General features: G+C 39.7%; 26 protein-coding genes and 1 other RNA gene. 13 read left to right on the top strand and 14 right to left on the bottom strand.

All coding sequences use genetic code 11. The features are described 5' to 3' along the window. Positions 1-4: 4 nt before the first annotated feature. Complete coding sequence (locus AC52J8_RS13970; protein WP_167564031.1) at positions 5-1,273, bottom strand: exonuclease SbcCD subunit D; 1,269 nt, start codon at positions 1,271-1,273, stop codon at positions 5-7. Between the two features lie 164 nt (positions 1,274-1,437). On the opposite strand from AC52J8_RS13970, the gene AC52J8_RS13965 reads away from it, so the two are divergent. Continuing rightward, the gene (locus tag AC52J8_RS13965) at positions 1,438-1,911 is read left to right on the top strand and encodes an OsmC family protein (protein WP_197738940.1); all 474 of its coding nucleotides are present in this window, start codon (positions 1,438-1,440) and stop codon (positions 1,909-1,911) included. A gap of 75 nt (positions 1,912-1,986) precedes the next feature. On the opposite strand, the gene AC52J8_RS13960 is transcribed toward AC52J8_RS13965, so the two are convergent. After that, entirely contained in the window at positions 1,987-2,364 is a 378-nt protein-coding gene (locus AC52J8_RS13960) for a VOC family protein (protein ID WP_046812996.1), read from the bottom strand. Positions 2,365-2,744: 380 nt separating this feature from the next. Here AC52J8_RS13960 and AC52J8_RS13955 point away from each other — a divergent pair, with 380 nt between their 5' ends. Together AC52J8_RS13955 and AC52J8_RS13950 are read left to right on the top strand one after the other, a co-directional pair. Continuing rightward, positions 2,745-3,197 carry an ABZJ_00895 family protein gene (locus tag AC52J8_RS13955; protein ID WP_208753178.1) on the top strand — a complete coding sequence of 151 codons (453 nt, stop codon included), beginning with the start codon at positions 2,745-2,747 and terminating at the stop codon, positions 3,195-3,197. 83 nt (positions 3,198-3,280) lie between these two features. After that, entirely contained in the window at positions 3,281-4,186 is a 906-nt protein-coding gene (locus tag AC52J8_RS13950; RefSeq protein ID WP_208753179.1) for a TIGR01777 family oxidoreductase, read from the top strand. Here AC52J8_RS13950 and AC52J8_RS13945 read toward each other — a convergent pair. Further along, positions 4,178-5,293, bottom strand: coding sequence for an NAD(P)/FAD-dependent oxidoreductase (locus AC52J8_RS13945; RefSeq protein WP_208753180.1), 1,116 nt, complete (start codon positions 5,291-5,293; stop codon positions 4,178-4,180). The genes AC52J8_RS13950 and AC52J8_RS13945 overlap by 9 nt on opposite strands. A 25-nt stretch (positions 5,294-5,318) precedes the next feature. Continuing rightward, on the bottom strand, positions 5,319-6,332 hold the full coding sequence (gene hemB / locus AC52J8_RS13940) for a porphobilinogen synthase (RefSeq protein ID WP_004748084.1): 1,014 nt from the start codon (positions 6,330-6,332) through the stop codon (positions 5,319-5,321). 142 nt (positions 6,333-6,474) lie between these two features. Here hemB and AC52J8_RS13935 point away from each other — a divergent pair, with 142 nt between their 5' ends. The 9 genes from AC52J8_RS13935 to AC52J8_RS13895 all read left to right on the top strand — a co-directional run bounded on the left by AC52J8_RS13935 (position 6,475) and on the right by AC52J8_RS13895 (position 16,500). Continuing rightward, complete coding sequence (locus AC52J8_RS13935; RefSeq protein ID WP_214285102.1) at positions 6,475-6,972, top strand: thioesterase family protein; 498 nt, start codon at positions 6,475-6,477, stop codon at positions 6,970-6,972. A gap of 267 nt (positions 6,973-7,239) precedes the next feature. Beyond that, a complete protein-coding gene (locus AC52J8_RS13930) occupies positions 7,240-8,391 on the top strand; it encodes an EmrA/EmrK family multidrug efflux transporter periplasmic adaptor subunit (RefSeq protein ID WP_002121732.1) in 1,152 nt (383 codons plus the stop codon). Between the two features lie 6 nt (positions 8,392-8,397). Beyond that, the gene (locus AC52J8_RS13925) at positions 8,398-9,921 is read left to right on the top strand and encodes a DHA2 family efflux MFS transporter permease subunit (protein WP_032057659.1); all 1,524 of its coding nucleotides are present in this window, start codon (positions 8,398-8,400) and stop codon (positions 9,919-9,921) included. Between the two features lie 304 nt (positions 9,922-10,225). After that, on the top strand, positions 10,226-12,211 hold the full coding sequence (gene ggt, locus AC52J8_RS13920; RefSeq protein ID WP_214285103.1) for a gamma-glutamyltransferase: 1,986 nt from the start codon (positions 10,226-10,228) through the stop codon (positions 12,209-12,211). 160 nt (positions 12,212-12,371) lie between these two features. Next, positions 12,372-12,731, top strand: a transfer-messenger RNA (tmRNA) gene (ssrA, locus tag AC52J8_RS13915). Positions 12,732-12,906: 175 nt separating this feature from the next. Further along, a complete protein-coding gene (locus tag AC52J8_RS13910) occupies positions 12,907-14,061 on the top strand; it encodes a tyrosine-type recombinase/integrase (RefSeq protein ID WP_496538845.1) in 1,155 nt (384 codons plus the stop codon). Continuing rightward, positions 14,058-14,939, top strand: a complete 882-nt coding sequence (locus AC52J8_RS13905) for an endonuclease/exonuclease/phosphatase family protein (protein ID WP_496538844.1) — start codon at positions 14,058-14,060, stop codon at positions 14,937-14,939. The genes AC52J8_RS13910 and AC52J8_RS13905 overlap by 4 nt, the downstream gene beginning before the upstream one ends. Next, positions 14,936-15,412, top strand: a complete 477-nt coding sequence (locus AC52J8_RS13900; RefSeq protein ID WP_496538843.1) for a hypothetical protein — start codon at positions 14,936-14,938, stop codon at positions 15,410-15,412. The genes AC52J8_RS13905 and AC52J8_RS13900 overlap by 4 nt, the downstream gene beginning before the upstream one ends. Before the next feature lie 95 nt (positions 15,413-15,507). Then, positions 15,508-16,500, top strand: coding sequence for an FRG domain-containing protein (locus tag AC52J8_RS13895; RefSeq protein ID WP_496538842.1), 993 nt, complete (start codon positions 15,508-15,510; stop codon positions 16,498-16,500). Positions 16,501-16,506: 6 nt separating this feature from the next. On the opposite strand, the gene AC52J8_RS13890 is transcribed toward AC52J8_RS13895, so the two are convergent. The 10 genes from AC52J8_RS13890 to AC52J8_RS13845 form a co-directional block, all read right to left on the bottom strand. Then, entirely contained in the window at positions 16,507-16,677 is a 171-nt protein-coding gene (locus AC52J8_RS13890) for a GntR family transcriptional regulator (RefSeq protein WP_013198745.1), read from the bottom strand. Next, entirely contained in the window at positions 16,678-17,400 is a 723-nt protein-coding gene (locus AC52J8_RS13885; protein WP_496538841.1) for a hypothetical protein, read from the bottom strand. Continuing rightward, positions 17,393-18,166: a DNA translocase FtsK gene (locus tag AC52J8_RS13880; RefSeq protein WP_336016575.1), complete on the bottom strand. Its 774-nt coding sequence runs from the start codon at positions 18,164-18,166 to the stop codon at positions 17,393-17,395. The genes AC52J8_RS13885 and AC52J8_RS13880 overlap by 8 nt, the downstream gene beginning before the upstream one ends. A 2-nt stretch (positions 18,167-18,168) precedes the next feature. Next, positions 18,169-18,414, bottom strand: coding sequence for a hypothetical protein (locus AC52J8_RS13875; protein ID WP_077170192.1), 246 nt, complete (start codon positions 18,412-18,414; stop codon positions 18,169-18,171). 1 nt (position 18,415) lies between these two features. Beyond that, positions 18,416-19,420 (bottom strand): hypothetical protein, encoded by a 1,005-nt coding sequence (locus AC52J8_RS13870; protein WP_336016573.1) that lies wholly within the window; start codon positions 19,418-19,420, stop codon positions 18,416-18,418. Further along, the gene (locus tag AC52J8_RS13865) at positions 19,417-20,538 is read right to left on the bottom strand and encodes an ATP-binding protein (RefSeq protein WP_336016571.1); all 1,122 of its coding nucleotides are present in this window, start codon (positions 20,536-20,538) and stop codon (positions 19,417-19,419) included. The genes AC52J8_RS13870 and AC52J8_RS13865 overlap by 4 nt, the downstream gene beginning before the upstream one ends. Positions 20,539-20,549: 11 nt before the next feature. After that, the gene (locus AC52J8_RS13860) at positions 20,550-20,876 is read right to left on the bottom strand and encodes a hypothetical protein (RefSeq protein WP_336016569.1); all 327 of its coding nucleotides are present in this window, start codon (positions 20,874-20,876) and stop codon (positions 20,550-20,552) included. Continuing rightward, the gene (locus AC52J8_RS13855) at positions 20,869-21,159 is read right to left on the bottom strand and encodes a hypothetical protein (RefSeq protein ID WP_336016567.1); all 291 of its coding nucleotides are present in this window, start codon (positions 21,157-21,159) and stop codon (positions 20,869-20,871) included. The genes AC52J8_RS13860 and AC52J8_RS13855 overlap by 8 nt, the downstream gene beginning before the upstream one ends. Continuing rightward, positions 21,159-21,599, bottom strand: a complete 441-nt coding sequence (locus tag AC52J8_RS13850) for a hypothetical protein (RefSeq protein ID WP_496538840.1) — start codon at positions 21,597-21,599, stop codon at positions 21,159-21,161. The genes AC52J8_RS13855 and AC52J8_RS13850 overlap by 1 nt, the downstream gene beginning before the upstream one ends. A 215-nt stretch (positions 21,600-21,814) precedes the next feature. Further along, a complete protein-coding gene (locus tag AC52J8_RS13845; protein ID WP_086611670.1) occupies positions 21,815-22,603 on the bottom strand; it encodes a LexA family transcriptional regulator in 789 nt (262 codons plus the stop codon). A gap of 130 nt (positions 22,604-22,733) precedes the next feature. On the opposite strand from AC52J8_RS13845, the gene AC52J8_RS13840 reads away from it, so the two are divergent. Then, the gene (locus AC52J8_RS13840; RefSeq protein ID WP_057070176.1) at positions 22,734-22,955 is read left to right on the top strand and encodes a hypothetical protein; all 222 of its coding nucleotides are present in this window, start codon (positions 22,734-22,736) and stop codon (positions 22,953-22,955) included. Positions 22,956-22,958 lie beyond the last annotated feature (3 nt).

Genomic DNA, 22,958 nt, shown 5'->3' with positions numbered 1-22,958 from the left:
ATCCTTAAGGGGTTGCATCATTTTCAAGATGTTTTTGTGCTTCTTGTACTAGGCTTAGAAAATCTTTTAAGACTGCATCATCGGCGCTGTAACCTTGTTTTTCCCAAATATTTTGAAAGAGCTTTTCTGGAGTAGGTGGTTCAAGACCAATTTGCTGAGTGGTATTTGAATCTGTCGCATCTTTATTCACATATTGACGTGAAATACGTACTAAACGATAGCGGTCAGGAGGTAGGGCCGCTTCAAACTGCTGACGTAAATTAGGCTGTGGCGGCGTTAAACTATAATATTCAATATCCACATATTCACGGTGGTCAATATTCTCAATCACGCCGTTTGGCAATGCTTTGAGTTGTTGCAATACTTCGTTTAACTCACCACGAATACGGTGCAATTGTATGCAACGTGGAATTTCTACAGCTTCAAATTGCAAACGGTTGTCTGTCTCTTGAGCTGGGTCAATTTTGACCTCTACCACTTGATGTTTGTAGTTAATTTCACTAAAAGAAAGCGGAATAGGCGAACCACTATAACGAATGTGTGGCTGGCCTACTTTTTGTGGCTTATGCAAATGCCCTAAAGCCACGTAGTCGACTGCATCTTCAAATAAAGTCGTCGAAAGAGCCTCTTCATTACCAATAATGATTGGACGTTCAGAGTCGGATGTTTCCCCACCTTGCATATGCGCATGCGACATCAAAATAAGGGCTTGGTCTGGCGTTTTACGACGTTTGGCTTCAGCAATGAGTTGTTGGTGCAAATAGGCAATCGCATTTTTACTGTTAGTGGTATGTTCATTAAAACCCGTAATTTCGGCCGAACGTAAAAAAGGTAGGGCAAGACACCACGCAACAATATCTTGATTTTTGTTATAGATAGGTAAAAGTAGTCGATCGAGATCTAGTGTTTTATCTTCATTCCAGCGAACCACACCTACGGTTTTTGCATTGTATTTTTCTAAGAGTGGTTCGACCTGTTCAATACGGTAACCTGAGTCATGGTTACCCGCAATCATGAGTGTTTGCATGTGCGGCGCAAGGCGATGAGCATCTGCTAAAAATTGGTAGAGTTGTTTTTGTGCTTGAGAACCGGGGTTAATCACATCAAAAATATCGCCGGCGATGAGTAGGGCGTGTGGCTGTTTTTCTTGAATTTGAGTGAGTAACCAGCTTAAAAATTGTTGGTGTTCGTAGTGGCGTGAATGATTATAAAAAAACTGCCCCAAATGCCAGTCAGAAGTATGTAGAAAATGTACGGACATAGAAACAGACATCAAGCCAAAATAAACACAGATACGTTAGCATAAATTGGCAGGAGATTTTATCAAGACATTTTAAAGTGCTCGTTATTTAAGCCTAAGTTGAAACTTGAATTAAATTTTTCACTTTAAACGCTCCTTTGTTACTATCGACTTAAATCTTGAACTTTGAGAAAAAAATGACCATTCACGAATACGAAGTAAAAATACAGTGGGAAGGCAATACAGGTACAGGCACTTCATCTTATCGTTCATATAAACGCGATTTTAGTATTCAGCATCCGCAAAAGGCCACCATTCAAGGTTCATCAGACCCTGCCTATTTAGGCGATGTGACCAGATGGAACCCTGAAGATTTATTGGTGGCATCAGCTTCAGCTTGTCATAAGCTTTGGTATTTACATCTATGTGCAGTCAATCATATTCATGTGCTGAGTTATGTCGATCATGCACTTGGCTTTATGGAAGATACAGATTCGGTCAAACGTGGTCACTTTACCCAAATTATTTTAAGACCAGAGATTGTTTTAGAAAAAGGTGCTGACCAAGCGCTTGCAGCAAAACTGCATGAAGAAGCACATCATGAATGCATGATTGCCAATTCGATGAATTTTCCGATTACATGTGAAGCGAGTTTTAGCTTTGCTGAATAATTCATATGAAATAGCCACCGACAACAAAGCGGTGGCTATACATTAAAAAATAAATAGAGTCGTTAAATAAAATCTTTAAGCTGCGTTTTCATCGACTTGAAAAATACCAAAAACGTTGTGGTCTAAATCGACAAAATAGCCATGCCAAGCGCGGCCCGGAATAGCAAATTTATCCATTGCGACAATACCGCCTTGCGCTAAAATTTTTGCAGTCACTTCATCGAAGTTTTCGACTTGAACCGAACAGGTAAATGCATTGGTGCCATATTCCATTGGAGGTGTTTGAGCAGGGCGTTTTAATAGCCCACCCATAATTGAAGGTGTCTCTATGCGGTAATATTCAATTGGTAAGTTTGGATCTAATTTAAATTGCCAACCAAACACAGCTTGGTAAAACTGCGCATCGCGGGCAGGGTTTGAAGACTGGATTTCAAAATAGGCAATAGTGTTCATATTATTTAAATCATATTTTTATGGTGCAAAAAGTATAAGCATAGCCTTTATCGCCACGAAAGCACTATTGTGTATGGTGAGCGTAAAATAAATGAAAGTGCTAGAAAATAAAAACCGACGATTCGAGTGATGAGAGAATCGTCGGTCAAAAACTTCATCAAGGGTTTCGGCTGCTAACAAAACCTAATCCGAAGGAAGGAAAGAGTCGTAATGAAAGGTCACCGAAACAATTTTGCGGATGCCGTGCAAAGGAAGTATTCGGTTGCTGCGACCTTGTTATCCTATATAACGTCAAGAGATCAGGATTGGTTGACAGAAAAATGAAAAAAAATCGAAAAAAATTTATAATTATTTTTTGAACCCATAAATTAGGCAAAAATATGACCAAATTACGTTCTTACTTTCTCTGGTTTTTTGGTTTATGCATCGTACTTACCTTAATTGTAGGTGTGGTTGCAGCACTATTACCAGCGAGTGTAGGTGGTATTTTAACAGCCGTTCCATATTTAAGCGCAATGATTTTTGTCTTATTTAAATTTTTAAAGAAAGAACGCCGTGCCCCGACTGTACCAGAAAAAAAGAAATTTACTTTGGGTTTTACCCTGATTTTTTGGGGCTATAACTTGTGTGGTGTTTTATTTGGTCTGTTTTTATTTGCCAGAAAAGACCCTGAGATTTTGCAGAACTTTATGCTTTACCTCAAACAGCCTCAGTTTTTAAGCATTATGGTGATTATGCTTTTAATGTTAGCTATTCCGCTTTATTTAATTACCTACTGGTTTTATGGCAAACAAGCACAGCGCATGGCTGACAAAATGTTTAACGTGCAATAGATCACTACGAAAACTCATACGATTAAATATAAATGAGTCTTATACAATTAAATAAAACTTGAATCCTCAGCTTAGGAGGAAATATGAATAAGAATGTATTAATCACGGGTGCCAGTGGTTTTATTGGCACGCATTTAATTAAGTTCCTGCTACAAAAAAATTATAACGTGATTGCTGTGACACGGCAGGCTGGAAAGAAATCTGACCATCCTGCCTTACAGTGGGTGCAAAAACTTGAAGATATTACGACCTGTCAAATTGACTATGTGGTGAATTTGGCAGGCGCAAATATTGGCGAGAAACGCTGGACCGAGTCACGTAAAAAACAACTCATTGAAAGCCGTGTAAATACGACCCGAAAACTGTATGCATGGCTCAAGCAGTCTGAAATTTTTCCGGAAGTAATTGTGTCTGGTTCTGCAATTGGTTATTACGGAATAGATGATCAAGAAAAGTGGGCAGAAGTGTGTACTGAACAAAGCCCGCCACAGCCTATTTTTATGTCCGAGCTTTGCCAAGAGTGGGAGCGAGCAGCTTTAGCAGATCCTCAGCAAAATACTAAAATTATTCGCTTAGGTGTGGTGTTTGGGCAGGGCGGTGGCATTTTGCCTAAAATGTTGCTTCCTATTCGACTCAATTTAGTCGGTCAAATTGGTCATGGCCGTCAGCCTGTGGTTTGGGTACATATTGAAGACGTATTAAACGCAATTGAGTTTATATTTAAACATCCTCAATCTGCTCAAATTCACAATGTCGTAGCGCCAGAAAATGTGACTCAAAAAGCTTTTGTTGAACAAGCAGCAGAGGTTTTGAATAAGAAACCATTGTTGTCAGCACCAAGCACTGTTTTTCGCTGTTTGTTGGGCGAACAGTCTCAATTGATCTTAAATGGACAATACGTCAAACCCGCAGCCTTACAAACTGAAGGATTTGAGTTTGCTTATCCTCAGTTAAAAATGGCTTTAGAGAATATACTCACCTCAGGCTAAGATTTTATTTTGCAAACGCTCTGGAGAATATGCTTTGGCATCAACTAATGTCGGTTGACCCAGCATAAGTTGACGGAGCAATTGCGCAGAACCTGCGCCCATACATAAACCATTTCTAAAATGACCAAAGTTTGCCCAGAGATTGTCCATCTCAGGCATTTTGCCAATGTATGGAACACCGTTTGGTGAACTTGGTCTGAGGCCTGCCCAGCGATGTACAACCGGGAAATCGACCAGTTCAGGCACCATTTCTAAACATGCTTCTAAAATATTGTGCTGAGTCGTTTCATCGGTAGAGGTGTCAAAACCACGATGTGCCATGCTAGAACCGCACACGATATGACCGTCCATACGAGGAATCAGATACATCACTCGATTCATACACATGGTCGGTAGCCAGTGAGCAGGGGTTTTAAATAACAGCATTTGACCTTGAACAGGTTCGACTGGAATTTCGAGTTGTAATTGTGAGTTCCAGTAATGGCTCCAAGCACCCGAAGTTATTACAAAATGATCTGCTGTATGTTTGCGGCCATCTTCAGTTTGTAGCGCTTGTATCACATCGCCCTGTTGAATCAGTTTTTTAACAGCAGTGTGTTCAAAAAATTCAACATTTGGATGTTGCTTTAAATAGCTAATCAGGGACTGTAATACGCGCGGGTTGCGAATATTAGACAGTTCAGGGAAATAAATCGCTTCTTGAAACTGATCGGAAATATGTGGGTTGACTTGTTCTAACGCATCTCGCTGTAAATATTCACAGCGCTGCATGGGTTCTTGATGTTGATTTGCATAGGAAAGTCCAACGTCAAAATCTTCTTCATCAAAAATCAGCATGCCTGTGTCATGAATTTCAAAATCAATCCCTGTAACAGGGTAGAGCTTTTGGTTCCATGCTTGATAAGAGGCTTTACCAAATTGAGCAAGTTGGTTCACTGCATGCACATAGCGCCACGGGTACATCGGAGAGAGAATTCCTCCGCCAGCCCAAGAGGCTGCTTGTCCCGCTTGTTGTTGATCAAAAATGCTGACTTTACAGCCTTGTTCAACCAACTCCAGCGCAGACATTAATCCACTTATGCCCGCGCCAATAATTGCAATATGCATGCAGTGTTATCCTTTCTCTGCGAACTTAGTTCATTTCCTTGAGTTTTTCGGCAGCGGTTTCTGCAAAGTAAGTCCAGATCCCGTCTGCACCAGCGCGGCGACAGCACATCAGTGATTCTAAAATCACAGAGTCTGATAACCAGCCATTTTGAATTGCGCCGGCTAACATTGCATATTCGCCACTCACTTGGTAAATGAATGTAGGAACACCAAAGGTATCTTTCACTTCACGTACCACATCCAGATATGGCATACCCGGTTTTACAATCACCATGTCGGCGCCTTCTTGAATATCAAGCGCGATTTCATGTAAAGCTTCGGCACGGTTGGCAAAGTCCATCTGGTAGTTATATTTATTACCACCTTTGAGGTTGGATGCAGAGCCAACAGCATCACGGAACGGACCATAGAAGCTAGATGCATATTTCGCAGAGTAGGCCATGATGTTGGTATAGATGTGACCATTGGCTTCTAAAGCTTGACGAATTGCGCCAATACGGCCATCCATCATGTCGCTTGGTGCAATCACTTCGGCACCTGCTTCTGCATGACTTAACGCTTGTTTAATCAAGCATTCTACAGTCTCGTCGTTTAGCACATAGCCTGTTTCATCAATAATGCCGTCTTGACCATGCGTGGTGTATGGGTCGAGGGCACCATCAGTGATTAACACCATTTCTGGTAATTCTTTTTTAAGTAAACGGCACGTGGTTTGTACTAAACCATCTTCACGCCATGCAGCTTCTGCGGTGAGGCTTTTATCTTCTTGCGGGGTAACTGGAAAAAGAGCCAGTTTTGATACGCCCAATTCCAGAAGTCTTTCAGCTTTTTTCAGTAACAAATCTGCCGACAAACGCTGAATGTTCGGCATACTTGGAATATCTTGGGTCTGATTTTGTCCCGGTAATACAAATACTGGATAAATCAAGTGATTGGTAGTGAGCTGTGTTTCGCTGACCATCGCACGCAACTGGTCATTTTTACGGATACGGCGCATGCGAGTGGCTGGAAATGCAGGACGATTGAACGTATAAGTCATAACAATCTCGATGTTCGGTATTACACTAGGATAGGTTGGCGGATATTCCATTACTGTCAACCGACTGCTGTATTGTAGCCCCATAATGCTGTATTTGTACAAAATTATGGGCGTTTATCATGCTTTTAAATTTAGGCAACATATGAGTGAAGAAAAGAAAAATTGGACTGGGAACATCCATTTAGGTGCAAAAACTGACCTGAGTGTGGTTCTCAACCAATTATGTAAGGCGTTTAATAGCTCTCCTTTTTTTAAGCATAGTGGAATGATTATGCGTGTGGTGGACGGGCACATTGAAGGCTATATCGAGATGCAACCCAACCTGATTGGCAATTTGGCATTTCAGATTTTGCATGGTGGTGTTGCTGCAACTTTGCTCGATAGTATTGGTGGAATTGTGGCAATGGAACACCTATATCGCCGTTCAACTCCCGAAACTTTAACTGAAACCATTAAGCAAGTGTCGCGTTTGGCAACAGTCGACATGCGTGTAGATTATTTAGCACCGGGGCGTGGTAAATATTTTATTGCACGTGCCGAAGTATTACGTTTAGGTCGTAAGGGCTGCACCATGCGCATGACCATGGTCAATGATGAAGATAAAGCGATTGCTGCCGGCATTGCTTCATATGCCTATTAAGCAATGAATTGAACCCTTTGAAAGCGCCAAGTGCGCTTTTTTTAGTGTATAAAAAGCAGAAATTTTTACAAAAACTTTGAGATAAACATTAATTTAATTAGAACGAACGCATTAGTTATAAATTTTTATTCTCATATTATGAGGTTTTAGCGTTAAAATTAGCTCCTTTGACAATGCGGTATGTCTTGTTTATAGAAAAATAAAAACTCTATAACAAGGTGTAGTGCGAGATTGATGGCAAAGCCAACTCATCTTTAGGAACATACCATGACTGATGCACAAAGCAATGTACAAGAAACAGTGCCAACAACATCTGCCTCGGATGAAAACAATCAAAACAAGCGCAAAAAATTTCTTGGTTTTTTTGCGCTGATTTTATTGATCGCCGCTATTTTGTATGCAATCTGGGCATTATTTTTAAATAATTCCGTGAGTACGGATAATGCCTATGTCGGTGCAGAAACCGCGCAAATTACTTCAATGGTGAGCGGACAGGTCGCTCAGGTTGTCGTAAAAGATACCCAAACTGTACATCGTGGTGACGTGCTGGTTCGTATTGATGACCGTGATGCCAAAATTGCATTGGCTCAAGCTGAGGCAGAACTTGCCAAAGCAAAACGCCAATACAAACAAACTGCGGCAAACAGTAGTTCTTTAAACTCTCAAGTGGTGGTACGTGCTGACGAAATTAACAGTGCCAAAGCACAGGTCGCTCAAGCGCAGGCCGACTATGACAAAGCTGCTTTAGAACTCAACCGCCGTGCGCAGCTTGCAGCCTCTGGTGCAGTGTCTAAAGAAGAACTCACCAAAGCACAAAGTGCAGTTGAAACAGCTAAAGCAGGACTAGAGCTTGCTAAAGCTGGTTTAGCGCAAGCCTCTTCGAGTCGTAAAGCTGCCGAAAGTACCTTAGCTGCAAACGAAGCGTTAATTCAGGGGGTAAGTGAAACATCAACACCTGATGTACAAGTTGCACAAGCACATGTTGAACAAGCTCAGCTTGATTTGGAACGTACCGTGATTCGTGCACCAGTTGATGGAGTAGTTACGCGCCGTAATATTCAAGTGGGTCAACGTGTTGCGCCGGGCACCAGCATGATGATGATTGTGCCGCTTAACGATTTATATGTAGATGCAAACTTTAAAGAAAGTCAGTTGAAAAAAGTCCGTCCGGGTCAGGCTGTCACGCTGACCTCAGATTTATATGGCGATGACGTTGAATATCACGGCAAAGTGATGGGCTTCTCTGGTGGTACAGGCTCTGCCTTTGCCTTAATTCCGGCTCAAAACGCAACAGGAAACTGGATTAAAGTAGTTCAACGCTTACCGGTTCGTATTGCACTTGACCCAAAAGAACTTGCTGAACACCCACTACGTGTTGGCTTGTCGATGGAAGCAAAAGTCGACTTATCTGCGAAGTAAACGCTTATGAAAACGCAAACACCTTTTGCCGAACTAAGCGGTGGCCGTTTAATACTGGCAGCGTTTGTTATTGCCTTGTCGAACTTTATGGTCGTGCTCGATACGACTATTGCCAACGTATCTGTACCGCACATTACCGGTAACCTTGCCGTTTCAAGTACACAAGGGACATGGGTAGTTACGTCGTACGCCGTTGCAGAAGCGATTTGTGTACCTTTAACAGGTTGGCTTGCGGGTCGCTTTGGAACCGTTCGGGTTTTTATTTTTGGTCTGATTGGTTTTACCATTTTTTCTTTTTTGTGCGGACTAGCAAACTCGTTAGGCATGCTGGTGTTTTTCCGTATTGGACAAGGTCTATGCGGTGGCCCGCTTATGCCACTCAGTCAAACCTTGCTGATGCGCATTTTCCCTCAAGAAAAGCATGCACAGGCAATGGGCCTATGGGCCATGACTACCGTCGTTGGACCAATCTTAGGACCAATTTTGGGTGGTCTGATTAGTGACAACCTATCTTGGCACTGGATTTTCTTTATTAACTTACCTGTTGGGATTATTTGTGTTTTAGCGGCAATGCGCTTGTTAAGAGTGGCTGAAACAGAAACGATTTCTTTAAGAATCGACACGGTCGGTTTAGGTTTGTTAATTTTGTGGATTGGTGCGCTACAGCTCATGCTTGACTTAGGGCACGAACGCGACTGGTTTAACAGCACCAGCATTATCGTTTTAGCTTTAACTGCCGCCATTGGCTTTGTGGTGTTCCTGATATGGGAGCTGACCGACAAACATCCCGTCGTAGACGTCAAAGTCTTTAGGCATAGGGGTTTTGCAATCTCGGTACTGGCCTTGTCACTTGGTTTTGGCGCATTCTTTGGCAGTATTGTACTGATTCCGCAGTGGCTGCAAATGAACCTTTCTTACACCGCCACGTGGGCCGGCTATTTAACTGCAACCATGGGCTTTGGTAGTTTGACCATGTCACCTATTGTGGCAAAGCTTTCGACCAAACATGACCCACGCGCACTGGCAAGTTTCGGTTTGATTTTGTTGGGCGCTGTGACCTTAATGCGGGCATTCTGGACCACAGATGCTGACTTTATGGCACTGGCTTGGCCGCAAATCCTGCAAGGTTTTGCTGTACCGTTCTTCTTTATTCCACTGTCGAACATTGCGCTTGGTTCGGTACTCCAGCAAGAAATTGCATCTGCTGCGGGCCTCATGAACTTCTTAAGAACCATGGCAGGGGCGATTGGTGCTTCAATTGCAGTCACCGTGTGGGATGACCATGCCAAAGTTGCCCGTAGTGAAATGGTGTCAAACCTTCATACGACTGAAGTGCAAAACACACTTTTGCAAAATGGTTTTACGGCTGACTCGACGCTTGGAATTATTTCAAACCTTGTCGATAAAGAAGCTATTACCATGTCGGCAAACCATGTGTTTTTACTGTTTGCGATCGTGTTTGTCTTTGCGGGACTGGTCATTTGGCTGTGTCCAAAACCCAAACAGGTCAGTGGTATGCCTTCTCACTAAACATAAAAAAGCATCTCTTCGGAGGTGCTTTTTTTTAGGCCAACTACAAAATGAGCGGGTTTATAAATAGGAAATTTTGCCTGTATTTAAAGAAATAAAGCATGCCAGAATTGGGCAAATCAGTTATAAAAGAGTGTGATAACAAACAAGGAGACATTACACAGAGCACAAAATAAACGTCCTCAATCATTTAATATTATTAAAACTTTATTTTTATCAAAGATTAAAAAACTGAAGACCTGAAAACAAAGAAGCTTGCATGGCAATTGCATGGATAGGCAGGCGTATATATTGGAGTTATCACGTGAATAAAAGATATTCATTTTTGTTCAGTAGTTTATTAGCAGTCGGTTTATTACAAGGATGTGGAGATGACTCCTCGTCAGATCAGCCCAAGGATGATTCAAATACAACCCCACCCAATTTAATTGTAGATAATGACCCGACCAGTTGTAGCAAACTGGCCCAAGACGGTTCAAGCGTGGTGGTCGGTTCAAACCAAAATGGTGATCCAGCCGCACCAGAGGGTGCATCGGGTTATAGGCTCGGTAACACGGTTAAATACGCAGATAAATATATGGTGGTGGCAAACACACCACTTGCGGTAAAAGCTGGTTGTGATGTTTTAAGAGCAGGTGGTAGTGCAGTCGATGCAGCCGTTGCGGTACAAGCAGTGTTGGGTTTGGTTGAACCGCAGTCGAGCACGATTGCTGGTAGTGGTTTTATGATGTATTACGATGCCAAAACCAAAAAAGTCACTGCTTATGATGGCCGTGAAACCGCACCAGCCGCAGCTAACGAATATTATTTAATTCGCCAAGATATATATGACCCAAATTCACCAGCGCCTGTGCCAAGTGCGCGCCGTAGTGGTCGCTCGATTGGTGTGCCGGGTGTGATGCGTTTGCTTGAACAAGCGCAACAAGAACATGGCAAGCTTAAGTGGAACCAGCTTTTTGGTGAAGCGATTGGTTTAGCCGACAATGGTTTCCGCATTCCGGGCCGTTTAGCAGATGCAATTGCAAACAATGCAAACAGCTTAGCGCTTGATGCAAATGCAATGGCGACCTATTTCTACCCAGATGGTTCACCTCGTAAAGTCGGTGAAACCATGACCAATAAAGCCTATGCAAAAACCCTAGAAGCACTTGCTTCACAAGGGGCAAATGCGCTGCACACTGGCCCGATCGCACAAGCGATTGTAGCGAAAGCAGGACAGACGTTAGGGGATGACCCAGCACGAACTCCAATTACCCCAAGTTTGATGACCTTGCAGGATTTATCGAACTATCAGGTGAAAAAACGCGACCCGATTTGTACGACGTACCGTGACCGTTACTATGTATGTACCATGCCACCTCCATCGTCAGGAGGAATTGCGGTTGCTCAAACACTGGGTATTTTAGAAAACTTTGATATGTCGCTTTATCCACCTAAAAACCCTGAAAATGAAGGTGGTGTGCCCGATGTCATGGGCGTGCATTTAGTGTCTGAAGCAGAGCGTTTGGCCTACGCCGACCGTGACAAATATGTGGCAGATACCGACTTTGTTCGTTTGCCGGCACAGGGTATTCCAAGCTTTATTGATAAAAATTACCTGAAACAACGTGCAGCACTGATTAACCCGAACCAAAGTATGGGCGTAGCACCAGCAGGTAATTTTAATACAACGGCAGGTGTGGACACCACTGTTGAACATGGCACGACTCAGTTCACGATTGTAGATGCCTATGGCAATGTGGTTTCAATGACATCGACTGTTGAATCGAGCATGGGGTCATTCCATATGGTGGATGGTTTCTTGCTGTCAAACCAGTTAACTGACTTTAGCGCAAACCCGCTAGACAGCACTGGGGCACTGGTCCCCAACCGTGTAGAAGGGGGCAAACGCCCACGTAGTACCATGGCACCAACTTTAGTGTTTAAAGGCACCACACCAGATGAATTTTATATGGCAACAGGTTCACCAGGCGGCGGTACGATCATTCAATATGTGGTTAAAACTTTGGTGGGTGCATTGGACTGGAACTTAAATGCACAGCAGGCTACTTCGCTTGTAAACTTTGGCGCGACCAATAGCAAAAACACCAATGTGGATAGCTCGAATGTACAGCTTTCTTTAGTTGACCTGATTGAAGGCTTAAAAGCAAAAGGGCATGGCATCTCTAACACTGCGCAAACCAGTGGTATTTCAACGATTATGAAAGTAAATATAAATAATCAAAGTAAATACGCAGGTGGGGTAGACCCACGCCGTGAAGGTATTGTGTTAGGCAACGGTGCTTTATAGACCACACTTTAAAAAAAGCTGTCATTTTTGGCAGCTTTTTTATGTGGCCCTTGAAAAAAACAAAAGGCTCTCCATTATGTAAATATGTTCATCAGTAGCGGACTGTTGATAAAATGCACAGCATTTTATTTTAGTTATGCTATGATGTTCAGACATTCATGGGGATGTTATTGGCTTCGACGCCGGTGATGAAACTCATAGATGCATGCCGAGAGCGCATTTTCTCTCGTAAATAAAATTTGCATTTTAATAGTCGCAAACGACGAAACTTACGCTCTAGCTGCCTAAGGGCAGTTTGTCCGCTTCCTAGAATACTTGTGGTTTAGGAACCCGACCGTAGCGCACGCACACAAGTCCGTATAGAGTCAAGCCTCGGGGCTTTATACCAAACTTAGAGGATCGCACCTTGTACCCTGTTCGTCGGGTCACTTGGTGTTAAAACAATAGACGATATCTAAGCATGTAGTATTCTCGAGCGTAGTGCTGGCGGACGCGGGTTCAACTCCCGCCATCTCCACCAAATACTAAGATCAAAGTTAATCACATATGATTAGAGTTGATCAAAAAGCCTTAAATCTTAATGATTTAGGGCTTTTTTAATGCCTTTGATTTAATCATTCTTGATTCAGCTTAATCATTGATAATCAAACTTTATCACTATAAGCTGTTATACAATTGTTATACGGTATAACACTATGCTTTCGGATGCCCAAGTAAAGTCATTAAAACCTAAAGAATCTAGATATTCAGTTGCGGATGGGGAAGGGTTAAACATTTCTGTCTTTCCAAACGGGAAAAAGAAATGGGTTCTGTCATACCGTCAAAATGGAAAGCAAAATCAAAAAATGCTTGGCGAATATCCCGTTATGGGATGTAAGGAAGCACGTCTACAAGCAAGACAATTAAAATTAGAATATCAGGGTAAGGTTGCTAATTCTCCACCAGTCCATAAAGTAGTTGAGGAATGGTTGAGTATCATGAAATCTCAATGGACCAGCAAAAAATACTATGACACAGTCGAATATCGACTAGCATATCTAACCGAAGACTTTAAAAATCTTCCAATTAATGAAGTTGAACGAAAGCACATCTCGAAGAAAATTAAAGAAATTGTAGCAAAGGGTACTTTAGAAACAGCAAGCCGAGCATTAAGACTTGGCAAGCAGGTATTTGATTTTGCAATTGCCTCAGATTATACAGATCGTAATCCATGTACATTGGTAGAGGATGTAATTCCAGAATATGAATCTGATAGCCATCCTTGTTTACCTGCATGTGAAATGCCTGAATTTTTTAGACGCATGCATGCAAGCCATTCAAGTTCTATAGTTAAAATGGCAATGCTTCTAGTTTGTTATACAGGAACGCGTATAACAGAATTATTAAAGGCTAGATGGGATTCTGGCGAATTAGACTTTGAAAATAAGGTTTGGATTATTCCAACGGACAGGATGAAAAGAAGAAAGGAATTAATGGTTCCACTAGTGCCGCAGATTTATGCACTATTTAAAGAACTCGAAAGTGTAAAAACTGATGATGGTTATATATTTAAAAAACGTGGAAAGCCTTATGAGCACATGACCTCTGAATCGGTACTTACCATGATAAAAAGAATGGGTTACGAAGATAAAATGGTTACCCATGGTTTCCGTTCACTATTTTCGACCCATGCGAATGAAAGTAAATTATTCCGTGGCGAGGTAATCGACTATCAGATTGCTCATGTGAATAAGTCTACCAAGGCAGATAAAACTAGCAAAATTTATAACCGCGCTGAGTATTGGGATGAAAGGGTAGAGTTAATGACTTGGTATGCGAATGAAGTTGAGGGGTGGATAAGTATAAAATGATAAAATCAGAACTTTTTGTTGGCTTTTGGAATGTAAACCTCTCTCCTCCGCTTGCGAAAGAATGGAATAAGTCGCCAGATTCAAAAAGACAATTGATAGCTTTAGTTATTGATTCTATGCTAAAAATGAACATTGATTTTTTATGTTTGTGTGAAATTTCCCCTGAAGATCTTGAGTTCATAGATCAATCAATTTCAATAATTGGTAAGGGGTATGATTTCAAAATCAAGTATGAATCATATAAAGGGTTATATTTCGACTTATGTGTCATTTATAAAAATAATTTTGAATTTATTGATATGAAATATCAAATTGATGGAGAAAGTAAAAGTAAAATAAAAACATATCAGAAATTTGAGTTTTACAGTACATCTTTAAATGAGCGAATACTTTTGTACGTTGCACATTGGCCTTCTCATTTAGGAGATAATAATGAAAAAAGACGATCAATTGCTTCTGGTACTAGAAATGATATTGTTAATGAAAAAGAAAAAATCAGTTCAACAAAATTTATTGTTTTAGGTGATTTCAATGTTGAACCATATGACTCTTGCATTCTTAATGGTATAAGAAGCTCACGGGATAAAAATGTTATAAAATCAAATCCCTCTCTTTTTTACAACCCATTTTGGAAATTTTTGCCAGTCAAGGAAGATACTCCTTCAGGTTCACATTATTATAAAAAAGCAGAATATCATCATTGGCATGTGTATGATCAAATTCTTTTTTCTGGTAATTTTTTTAAAGAGGGATGGGATTTAGAGGATAAAAATGTTCAAATACTTGATGAGTTAACAATAATGTCTCTAAATCAAAATTTAGCTTCTAACCCCTCAGATCATTTTCCTGTAATAGCAAAGTTGGAGAAAACCTCTTGAATTTTAATTTTGAAAAAGCGATTCAACAAGGGATTAATGCTTCGATTGATAGAGAAAGAAATATCGAAGAAATAAACAACTTAATTTCTGCAGCTAATCAAGCTGTCTTGGATAGTACGTATGGAAAAATTGGTCTTGCATGGAGATATAAGTCTTACAACACTTTGGGAGCCTTAGCGAATCTCTCTATTAATTTAACCGATGTAAATATTGAGCAAATTTCTAAACAAGAGAGAGTTATTTATATAAAATTAGAATCTGATCCATCTAAGAGCCATGATTTAACATTATTAATTATTCAACCTGATGGCTTTCCATGTGAAATGAATGTGAATGGTAATAAACTTATTGCTCATGATATTGAGGCATTAGGTGAAGGGTTAGAGTCATTATTAGGTAGCGTATTCTTTGGTCAGAAAGTTAGAAATTTGTTAAATGAAAGCGCTAAGCAAAAGAATGAACCTAAACCCTAAACTTAAACCAATACGTTGAAGTTCAATCTCTAGAATTTTAAATTTTATTCTAGATGAATTCCTAATGTGTAATGTTGAATAGTTATCAAATAATTATGAAAAATAAATACTATGGTCAATTAAAAAACAATGATTCTCATTTTGAAATTAGGTTTAATGACTTTGAGGAGTTTTTAACTTTTATTCGTCCAGATAAATTACATGTAAAAGATCTTATGACTCAATTAAGAATGGAATATAACCCAACAACTGTTAATTTTCCTTTTTTTAAGATAAAAGATTTTAAAGGGTATAGCACATTAGACAAGTCGATCATTTATCGGGGACATGGAGAAAGTGATTGGGATTTAAAACCAACATTTTATCGTAATAAAAAAAATATTGGGTGGATTAAGACAAATTGGAGTTTAGATCAAAATTATGAGTCAGAAATTTTATTGAAATTCCAAGATTCCTGTGATTTAGCTGGTGTTCAATTACCATCAGATAATGATCAATTGAGAAGAAGACAAAAAAATAAGTTAAGTAAATATAGGAAATTGTTTGGGAAAGATCCGCTAGATTGGTTTGATGATGATTTTTTTGAGTTAGCTGTGTATGCGCAACATTATGGAGTTGAAACTAGATTGCTGGATTGGACCAAAAATCCGTTTGTAGCTAGTTATTTCGCTTGTTCTCATGCACTCAAAATGAATTACGATCCAAATTCAAAATTTTGCATTTGGGTATTAAATTCTGAAAGTATTACAAATGAATTGAATCAAGTACTCGAAGTGCTTGATCCACCTAAAGGCCTTAATCAGCATATTTCTCATCAACAAGGTGTCTTAACTTACACAAAAAATCACATCAAAATCTTTAATCAATTTGGAACTCGACCATGCTTGAAAGATATTCTAAAGTATTATGAAAGTGGTTACAGGTTATTAAAAATAACTTTAGGATATGAATTAATCGTTGAATTATTTAATTATTGTAATATGCATAATTTCAATGCATGTCACTTATTTCGTGGTGCCAACGGTGCTGCAATGCATACCACTGATTTATTAAATTTTGATGACTATAAATATCCTATAGAAGATTAAAGGCGCTTATTTAGCGCCTTGAATTGCAGTTTTAATTTTAGCTACGGATTGAGAAGTCCATCCTTTATAAGTTTTGGACTCTCGATCTGGCGGGAAATCCTCCAAATAGTATTTTTTAAATGTATTTGGAGCCATACCGAGCTCTTTAGCTAGTTGTCTTAAAGAATACCAAGACATTTAAACCTCCTTACATTCTACGTTTGGCTTAGCCCACCAAAGAACAGGGCCATTTTCTGAATCAAATGCTGCAATTAAAAATAGTCCTTGTTCTGGTGGTTCTGGCTTCCAGTTGGGCCAAACGACTGCATCTTCCGGTATATTTGGTATTTCATCGTAATCTAATAGCTGAGTTTCAATTTCAACTCTAAGATTCACCTGAAGTTGTGCCCATTGTTCTCTTGTATAGGCTTCTGCTCCTTCTTCAAGGGTGTTAAACAATTCAATATCTGGATGAAACCAATTGAAAAGGTTTTCAGGTGGTTCCATTGGCTGGATCTGATATTTAAAACCCGTCTCACTAGATCTATAAAATTGTTTTGCCTCTTCAAAGCTTTTGGTTACAAGGGGACTAGATCCTTTCTTGTAGCAATTCACAATTTCATCAAATTTAAAAACACGTTCAGCTGTCTTCAAATCAAAGCATTGATACATTGCTTGGCTAAACCAGCTTTCTACATAAAATAGTTTTTTCTTATGATCCTTACGGGTGCCATGCCATTTCTGGACTTTGATCACATCATCAAAAATTTCTAAGAAAAAGTTGTTGCCTTCTTTTTCATGCATCTTTCTATAACGTTCTACAGCTCTCTCAGCTATCTCTTTAGAAGCTGCTGGGGTTTGTTTAAAAGGGCTGTAACCTTCTGGTCGCATAGCAACCGCCCACAATGTTGATTTACTCATTAGCATCTCCCGATTCGCTATTACATTTATTAAAGTGAAGGCCTAAAATTTCCGTTCCCACTTCATATTTTGTAAACTCATCTTTTTTGTGGTGTTCTTCTGTAACAACTTCATCAACTGTATACCCAGCTGATGCGATAACAACGCCGTAGCAAAGTTCAAAAAATTCACCTTCATCAGCAACATGATGGCCATCTGCAACTCTATCTCTGTAATAGTCGAGATTAACTTCTGCTTCTTTCTGAGCTTCTTCTAGTGAATCGTGATATTTAAAGCCATCACCATTAAAATCATGGGTAAAGAATTTTTGTGCTGGTACTAATAAATGATCTGTAAATTCATGATCATTTTTAAATGTGGCCAATTCAATTAAATTACTTAAGAATTGATTTAGGTCTAAAGGGGATCCTGATTGCTGGAATCGCTCAACCTCATTCTTAATTAATTCAACTTTTTTACGTTGTTTATATGCTCGTTCAGTCCAGCTAGTAACAGATTTATATGCATAAGCAAAATCACTTTGTGACTCTTTTAAATCGGCAGTTAGAACTTTAATTTGTTGCTGGAGCTCAGCCACAATTTCTGGATAAACTTCACGTTTGCCATTTGCTGACATTGGACTAATTACATAGTCTTCTTCTAATTTATCCATGAGTGGAACGGCACGGTTATAACTGAGGTTAAATGCACGTTGAATATGTGACGTGCTAGCTTTGTTATGATTCCTAACGAAATCTACAACCGATTTATATAATTCCATATCCATTTTTAAGCCCTCAAATATTCTTCTTTAGTCCACTCAACAAACTCTTTATAAAGCTGCTGGGCGGGTTTATTTAACCGGTTGTTGTAGTCGATAGTTATGCGGCGCCAAGCTACAGGTACGGCATAGTGTTTTGTTAAAAGCATTGCTTGGTTTACTCCCTGCCGGACTATTACAAAGCCCAGCAAGTGCAAGTAGTTCGTAAAACCAAGTAAGTGCTTGTTATTCACTTTCTTGAACTGATCTTTCATATTAGAAGTTGCCTCCTAACAGATAATTAGGTTCATCCTCTTGAGGTGCTGTAGATGTCGGGTTCTCTAATTCATAGCGGCGCTTTTTAACGAAATCCATAAGTCTAGGCTGAATCTGTGGATCTCGTGCAGCCACATCAATTTCCAGCGCATCCAATGTCGTAAGGTCAGGTGCGTTTTGGATCTGGACCATTAATGAAGGTGGTTCAGTTGCAGACACTTTAGATTTTTCGAGCTCTTCAAGTCGCTTGTGAGTTGCAAGAAGCAAAGGCTCCATTTGTTTATCTGACCAAGTGCGTGTGTATCGATAAACTGCATTTACTTCTTCTGGCGTTTTTGACTCCTTAACCCGTTGCAGAAGGCTATCGAGGTTTTTTTGATATTCAGGATCAACTTTAGGCTTGTTAGTTTCTGGAACTAACAGATCCTCAGACGTAGTGACATTAGTTTGTTCAGTAATAACAATTACAGGCTGAGTTTCTACAGGAATAACTTCACTAGTCTTTTCTTTAACTTGTGGTTCTTCTGCCTTGACCTGAGGTTCTTTTTTACTACGCTTCTTTGACTGTTTATTCTCAATTTCAAGTTCCGTAGTTTTTAAAGGCACATCTTTTATTGAATTGCCACCAAGTACTTTACAAAGAGCTTCATATTGTAATCTGGCATTATCCAAATCACGTTGAGCAAAACCGCCATCAACCATTGTGACAATGCCATAGCCCACACCTTGATAAACATGCTTCTCAATATAGCCAGCGGGATTAATAACAAATACCTCTGTGCCAACCTCTAATTCATCAACAGTTAAAGGCTTAGTAAAAGTAATGCCAGCAAGTTCAATCACATCAATTTTGATGCAGAATTCAAAACCCGTTTTGCCAAAAACAGACGCAGGGAATTGATCTAAATCTGCAAAGTCCAACATGTCTCCAGCAGGACGACAAAGAACAGTTTTACCTTTTTGAAGAGCTGCAAATGCTTCAGATGCTGTTAGTAAATTATTCATGCTGTCATCCCCGTTTTTGCTAATGTTTCAATGTCTTGTTTAACTGCTGTAAGTTTTGCTGCTTCAATTTGAATAAGGGCATCGATACCAAAGTGTTCACACACTGTTTTTACATCGAGGCCACGTTTAGCAATAAAGTTCTGAAGCTCGTCTCTTTGTTCGTCTGAAATGCCGTTAAATTCAGGAGGGCTAATCCAAGAATTGCGTTCTTTATCGAATGTGCAGTTCAAATTTTTAGCTCGCAAAAGCATTGCTTGGCGCATGTTCTGGTAATACATGTGCTCTTTATCTAGCGATTCAGTTAAATGGTTAAGATCACCAGCATGCTCAGCTTCTTCACAGCTTTGTTTCCAGTTTTCTAACTCTTCTTGAGCTTTGGCTGCAGCAAGTTGTGCTGGTGTTAAGGTGTTGATGTGGTCCTTAGCTTGGGTGATTAGATCGGCTAAGAAAGTAGGATTAGCTTTTAGATCTGGCACCCATACTTCGCCAGTTTCTCCGCCTAGTGCACCCGAGTTTTTTGCATGATGGGTAGGGGACGGTTTAAAGCTGATGACACGGGCATTTTTACCTTCACCTGTGGTTACCGTTGTGAGATAACCCATGACATCTGCTATTCGGTAAAGTTCATTACGGTTTTTACCGCCTAGATCTGGACGGTAAATAATTTGGTCACCATTTTGATCTTCAGAAGCATGCGCGATGAAAACAACATCTTTGCCTAGACTGATCAATGTATTGATGTATTGCTTGAACGTTTGATTCGCTAAACCTTGGGCCTTTAACTTTAAAGAGCCATCTTTCTGACGGTTATTTGCTGTGAGCAATAAATGAGTTTTAATGCTTTCAAGCATTGCCCCAACTGTATCTAGAACAATTGTTTTATAAGGTGCTAGGTCTTGAGGAGTAAGGTTTGCAACATCACTCCATTGTTGGACCTGTACAACCGCACCACGACGTAATTCACCAGTACGATGAGCACCACGGTCAAAGTCAAAAGAAATTGCTTTTTCCGCAGTAAAGCCCATCGATGATTTACCTAAACCCGGATCAGCGTATAGGTACACAATAATTGCTTGAACTAATAGTGTTTGGTCAGCAGTAATAATTGGTAGAGCCATTTTTCTTATCCTTATCTTGAGCCAGTGAAACCGCGAGAACGCTTATAGTTTTTACGGTCAGGTGAAGAGATATTTGTTTCAAGTAGCTTTATTGCGAATTGCTTTCTACGTTGGAAATCAATTTCTTGTGTGAGAACTTCCCAAACTTTCGGATATTCAGTTTTGAACTTTTCAACATCTAAAGGCGTTTTAACTTCGTCTTTAACTTTGTAAAGAACTGAGCCATTAGCATTAGATGCATACACTTGCCAGCCAATTCGAACGGAATAGAGGCTTGTTAAACGGTCAAGACCTAAATATGATTTGTAGCCGTCAGGGTGCTTTTTGAAATTAGACATGATCAGCCTCCTTACATTCACATGTGCCAACAAAGGCATAAGTAAGTGGGCCAGGTGCGCCAGCTGGAGTGACATCCTTAATATTTAAAGGAATAAGCTCTTTGCGATATTTAACTAAAACCACATCACCTTCACGGCAATCGACAATTCCTTCTCTTGAAGAAAAACGAGCAGATTTAGAAGTTTGAGTTACTCTACAAAATGAAACCTTATCACCAGCTTTGATTTCTGAACGGTCAACAGGAATAACTTTATTGCAGGTAGGGCATTTATAATTCTTCATTAAGCTGCCTCCAACCATTTATTACGGTCGATATAGCCAACCAACAAAATATTTATATTTTTATGGTCATCGCGATTGGTGAAATCATTCCAAGGCTTGCCGCTTAGGTCTGTAACTGACTCAATTGCAAGGTTGGTAATTTCTGCAGCTGTAAAGTCAGATCCTGCTACACCGTAGCTATCTGCTACACCGTCAAAATCAAAGCTTATGTTTAATTTAAAGCCGTCAATGCGTATAACAGCTACACCAGTTTTTTCACCAGTCTGCTTAGCACCTAAAAGCTCGTATTCAGAAGCAACTACTTGTTTGCTTTCATATGAGTAATTAGAAGGGACGCTAGAATTAGCGCTTTGATATTCACATGAACCAAGGGCAACAAGTACAGTAATTGCTGTAAGTCCTGCTACCTTATGCTTGTGTGGAATTACTTTTACATTCATAATTGATCTCGCAAGTTGCAAAAGCACATCGGAAGGTAGAAGAGTCGATGTGCTTTTTTGTTGTCTGTAAGAAAAATATACCTGCAAGGTAAAATAAAGTAAATACCTGTGAGGTGAAATTAGATGATTATTTTTTTACTTCCTAGGTGTATTTAATGTAAAGGCCATAAAAAACCCACCAATTGGTGGGCTTAAATAAGGGTATATTAAAATAATTAATGAGCGTTAGGATGCTGTTGTCTGTGTTGGCTAGGAGGTACAATATCGGTAATAGCAGTAATGCTTTCGACTTCATCCATATCAAAAGTTAAGCGTTCGCCGCCGTTTACAGCTAAAAGATTTAAAACATTATTATGAATGCCAATAAATTCTTTAATTGTGCACCTACCATCTTTTAAACAAACTTGCACAAATTCAGTCGGCGTTAATTCTGCATCTGGGTCACAGACTACATACCAGCCATTACGGATAGCGGGGTACATTGAGTCACCAGTTCCTTTAATTGCATATGATCGATCACCAGCAGTGTGAGTCGGAATGTACCCATCGCCAGCGTTTCCATCATACCCCATGTCTGTAAAATAACCGTCCATGCCCATCTTGCTATATGCCTTAACTGGAACCCATCTTTTTGAAATAACTAATGGTTTTTCGATAACATTTGAGAAAAGTACAGCATCTTCGCTGTCAGGAATATTATATTTTTTCTTAAATGCTTCTATGTCGAGTTGCTTAAAACTAGCAGTACCATTTAATTGGTGTGCATTTTCATTTTGATTGTCAGACTGATCAAGGTACCCACGTGGTTTATTAAAAGCTTCTTCAATTTTTAAAGCAGTTTCATCACCAATATTCTTTGTTGGATTCTTTCCAATGTATTGGCTTACCAATCCATAAGACATATCAATCTTTTCGGCGAATTCAGAACGAGTTAGTCCCGATTCCTTCATTAATTTTCTTGTATTTCCAAGCCTAATTTCATGAATAGTCTTTAATTCACTCATTTTTTCAATTCACCTCTAGCGCTGAACTCAAAAATACCCAATAGGTAAAAAAAATAAATACCCTAACAGGTTGTATTTTATTTACCTTGTGGGTATATTTAATATATAAATTTACCAGTGAGGTGTATTAATGCTTACTCTTTATAGCTACTGGCGTGGATTAAGTGAGAGTGAACGTCTCAAATTCTGCAAAGAAGTAAAAGTTACATATGGATATATGGAAACTCAATTAATCCATGCCCGCAAAAACCCAAGAATGGAAACCATTCAAAAAATGGTTGAAGCAAGTAATCAACAACTAACTCACAAAAGCCTGTTTGATTTCTTTTTAGGAACTTCAAAAACGGCTTAGGAA

The sequence above is a fragment of the Acinetobacter sp. S-1 genome (genome assembly GCF_059579785.1).
Note: the sequence above shows the minus strand (reverse complement) of the source record. Positions and strands in the feature narration are given on the sequence as shown.

Bases quoted from the DNA above. Each gene is read 5' to 3' on its own strand.
- AC52J8_RS13970 (WP_167564031.1), bottom strand. From the start codon at position 1,273: ATGTCTGTTTCTATGTCCGTACATTTTCTACATACTTCTGACTGGCAT.
- AC52J8_RS13965 (WP_197738940.1), top strand. From the start codon at position 1,438: ATGACCATTCACGAATACGAAGTAAAAATACAGTGGGAAGGCAATACA.
- AC52J8_RS13960 (WP_046812996.1), bottom strand. From the start codon at position 2,364: ATGAACACTATTGCCTATTTTGAAATCCAGTCTTCAAACCCTGCCCGC.
- AC52J8_RS13955 (WP_208753178.1), top strand. From the start codon at position 2,745: ATGACCAAATTACGTTCTTACTTTCTCTGGTTTTTTGGTTTATGCATC.
- AC52J8_RS13950 (WP_208753179.1), top strand. From the start codon at position 3,281: ATGAATAAGAATGTATTAATCACGGGTGCCAGTGGTTTTATTGGCACG.
- AC52J8_RS13945 (WP_208753180.1), bottom strand. From the start codon at position 5,293: ATGCATATTGCAATTATTGGCGCGGGCATAAGTGGATTAATGTCTGCG.
- hemB (WP_004748084.1), bottom strand. From the start codon at position 6,332: ATGACTTATACGTTCAATCGTCCTGCATTTCCAGCCACTCGCATGCGC.
- AC52J8_RS13935 (WP_214285102.1), top strand. From the start codon at position 6,475: ATGAGTGAAGAAAAGAAAAATTGGACTGGGAACATCCATTTAGGTGCA.
- AC52J8_RS13930 (WP_002121732.1), top strand. From the start codon at position 7,240: ATGACTGATGCACAAAGCAATGTACAAGAAACAGTGCCAACAACATCT.
- AC52J8_RS13925 (WP_032057659.1), top strand. From the start codon at position 8,398: ATGAAAACGCAAACACCTTTTGCCGAACTAAGCGGTGGCCGTTTAATA.
- AC52J8_RS13910 (WP_496538845.1), top strand. From the start codon at position 12,907: ATGCTTTCGGATGCCCAAGTAAAGTCATTAAAACCTAAAGAATCTAGA.
- AC52J8_RS13905 (WP_496538844.1), top strand. From the start codon at position 14,058: ATGATAAAATCAGAACTTTTTGTTGGCTTTTGGAATGTAAACCTCTCT.
- AC52J8_RS13895 (WP_496538842.1), top strand. From the start codon at position 15,508: ATGAAAAATAAATACTATGGTCAATTAAAAAACAATGATTCTCATTTT.
- AC52J8_RS13890 (WP_013198745.1), bottom strand. From the start codon at position 16,677: ATGTCTTGGTATTCTTTAAGACAACTAGCTAAAGAGCTCGGTATGGCT.
- AC52J8_RS13885 (WP_496538841.1), bottom strand. From the start codon at position 17,400: ATGAGTAAATCAACATTGTGGGCGGTTGCTATGCGACCAGAAGGTTAC.
- AC52J8_RS13880 (WP_336016575.1), bottom strand. From the start codon at position 18,166: ATGGATATGGAATTATATAAATCGGTTGTAGATTTCGTTAGGAATCAT.
- AC52J8_RS13875 (WP_077170192.1), bottom strand. From the start codon at position 18,414: ATGAAAGATCAGTTCAAGAAAGTGAATAACAAGCACTTACTTGGTTTT.
- AC52J8_RS13870 (WP_336016573.1), bottom strand. From the start codon at position 19,420: ATGAATAATTTACTAACAGCATCTGAAGCATTTGCAGCTCTTCAAAAA.
- AC52J8_RS13865 (WP_336016571.1), bottom strand. From the start codon at position 20,538: ATGGCTCTACCAATTATTACTGCTGACCAAACACTATTAGTTCAAGCA.
- AC52J8_RS13860 (WP_336016569.1), bottom strand. From the start codon at position 20,876: ATGTCTAATTTCAAAAAGCACCCTGACGGCTACAAATCATATTTAGGT.
- AC52J8_RS13855 (WP_336016567.1), bottom strand. From the start codon at position 21,159: ATGAAGAATTATAAATGCCCTACCTGCAATAAAGTTATTCCTGTTGAC.
- AC52J8_RS13850 (WP_496538840.1), bottom strand. From the start codon at position 21,599: ATGAATGTAAAAGTAATTCCACACAAGCATAAGGTAGCAGGACTTACA.
- AC52J8_RS13845 (WP_086611670.1), bottom strand. From the start codon at position 22,603: ATGAGTGAATTAAAGACTATTCATGAAATTAGGCTTGGAAATACAAGA.
- AC52J8_RS13840 (WP_057070176.1), top strand. From the start codon at position 22,734: ATGCTTACTCTTTATAGCTACTGGCGTGGATTAAGTGAGAGTGAACGT.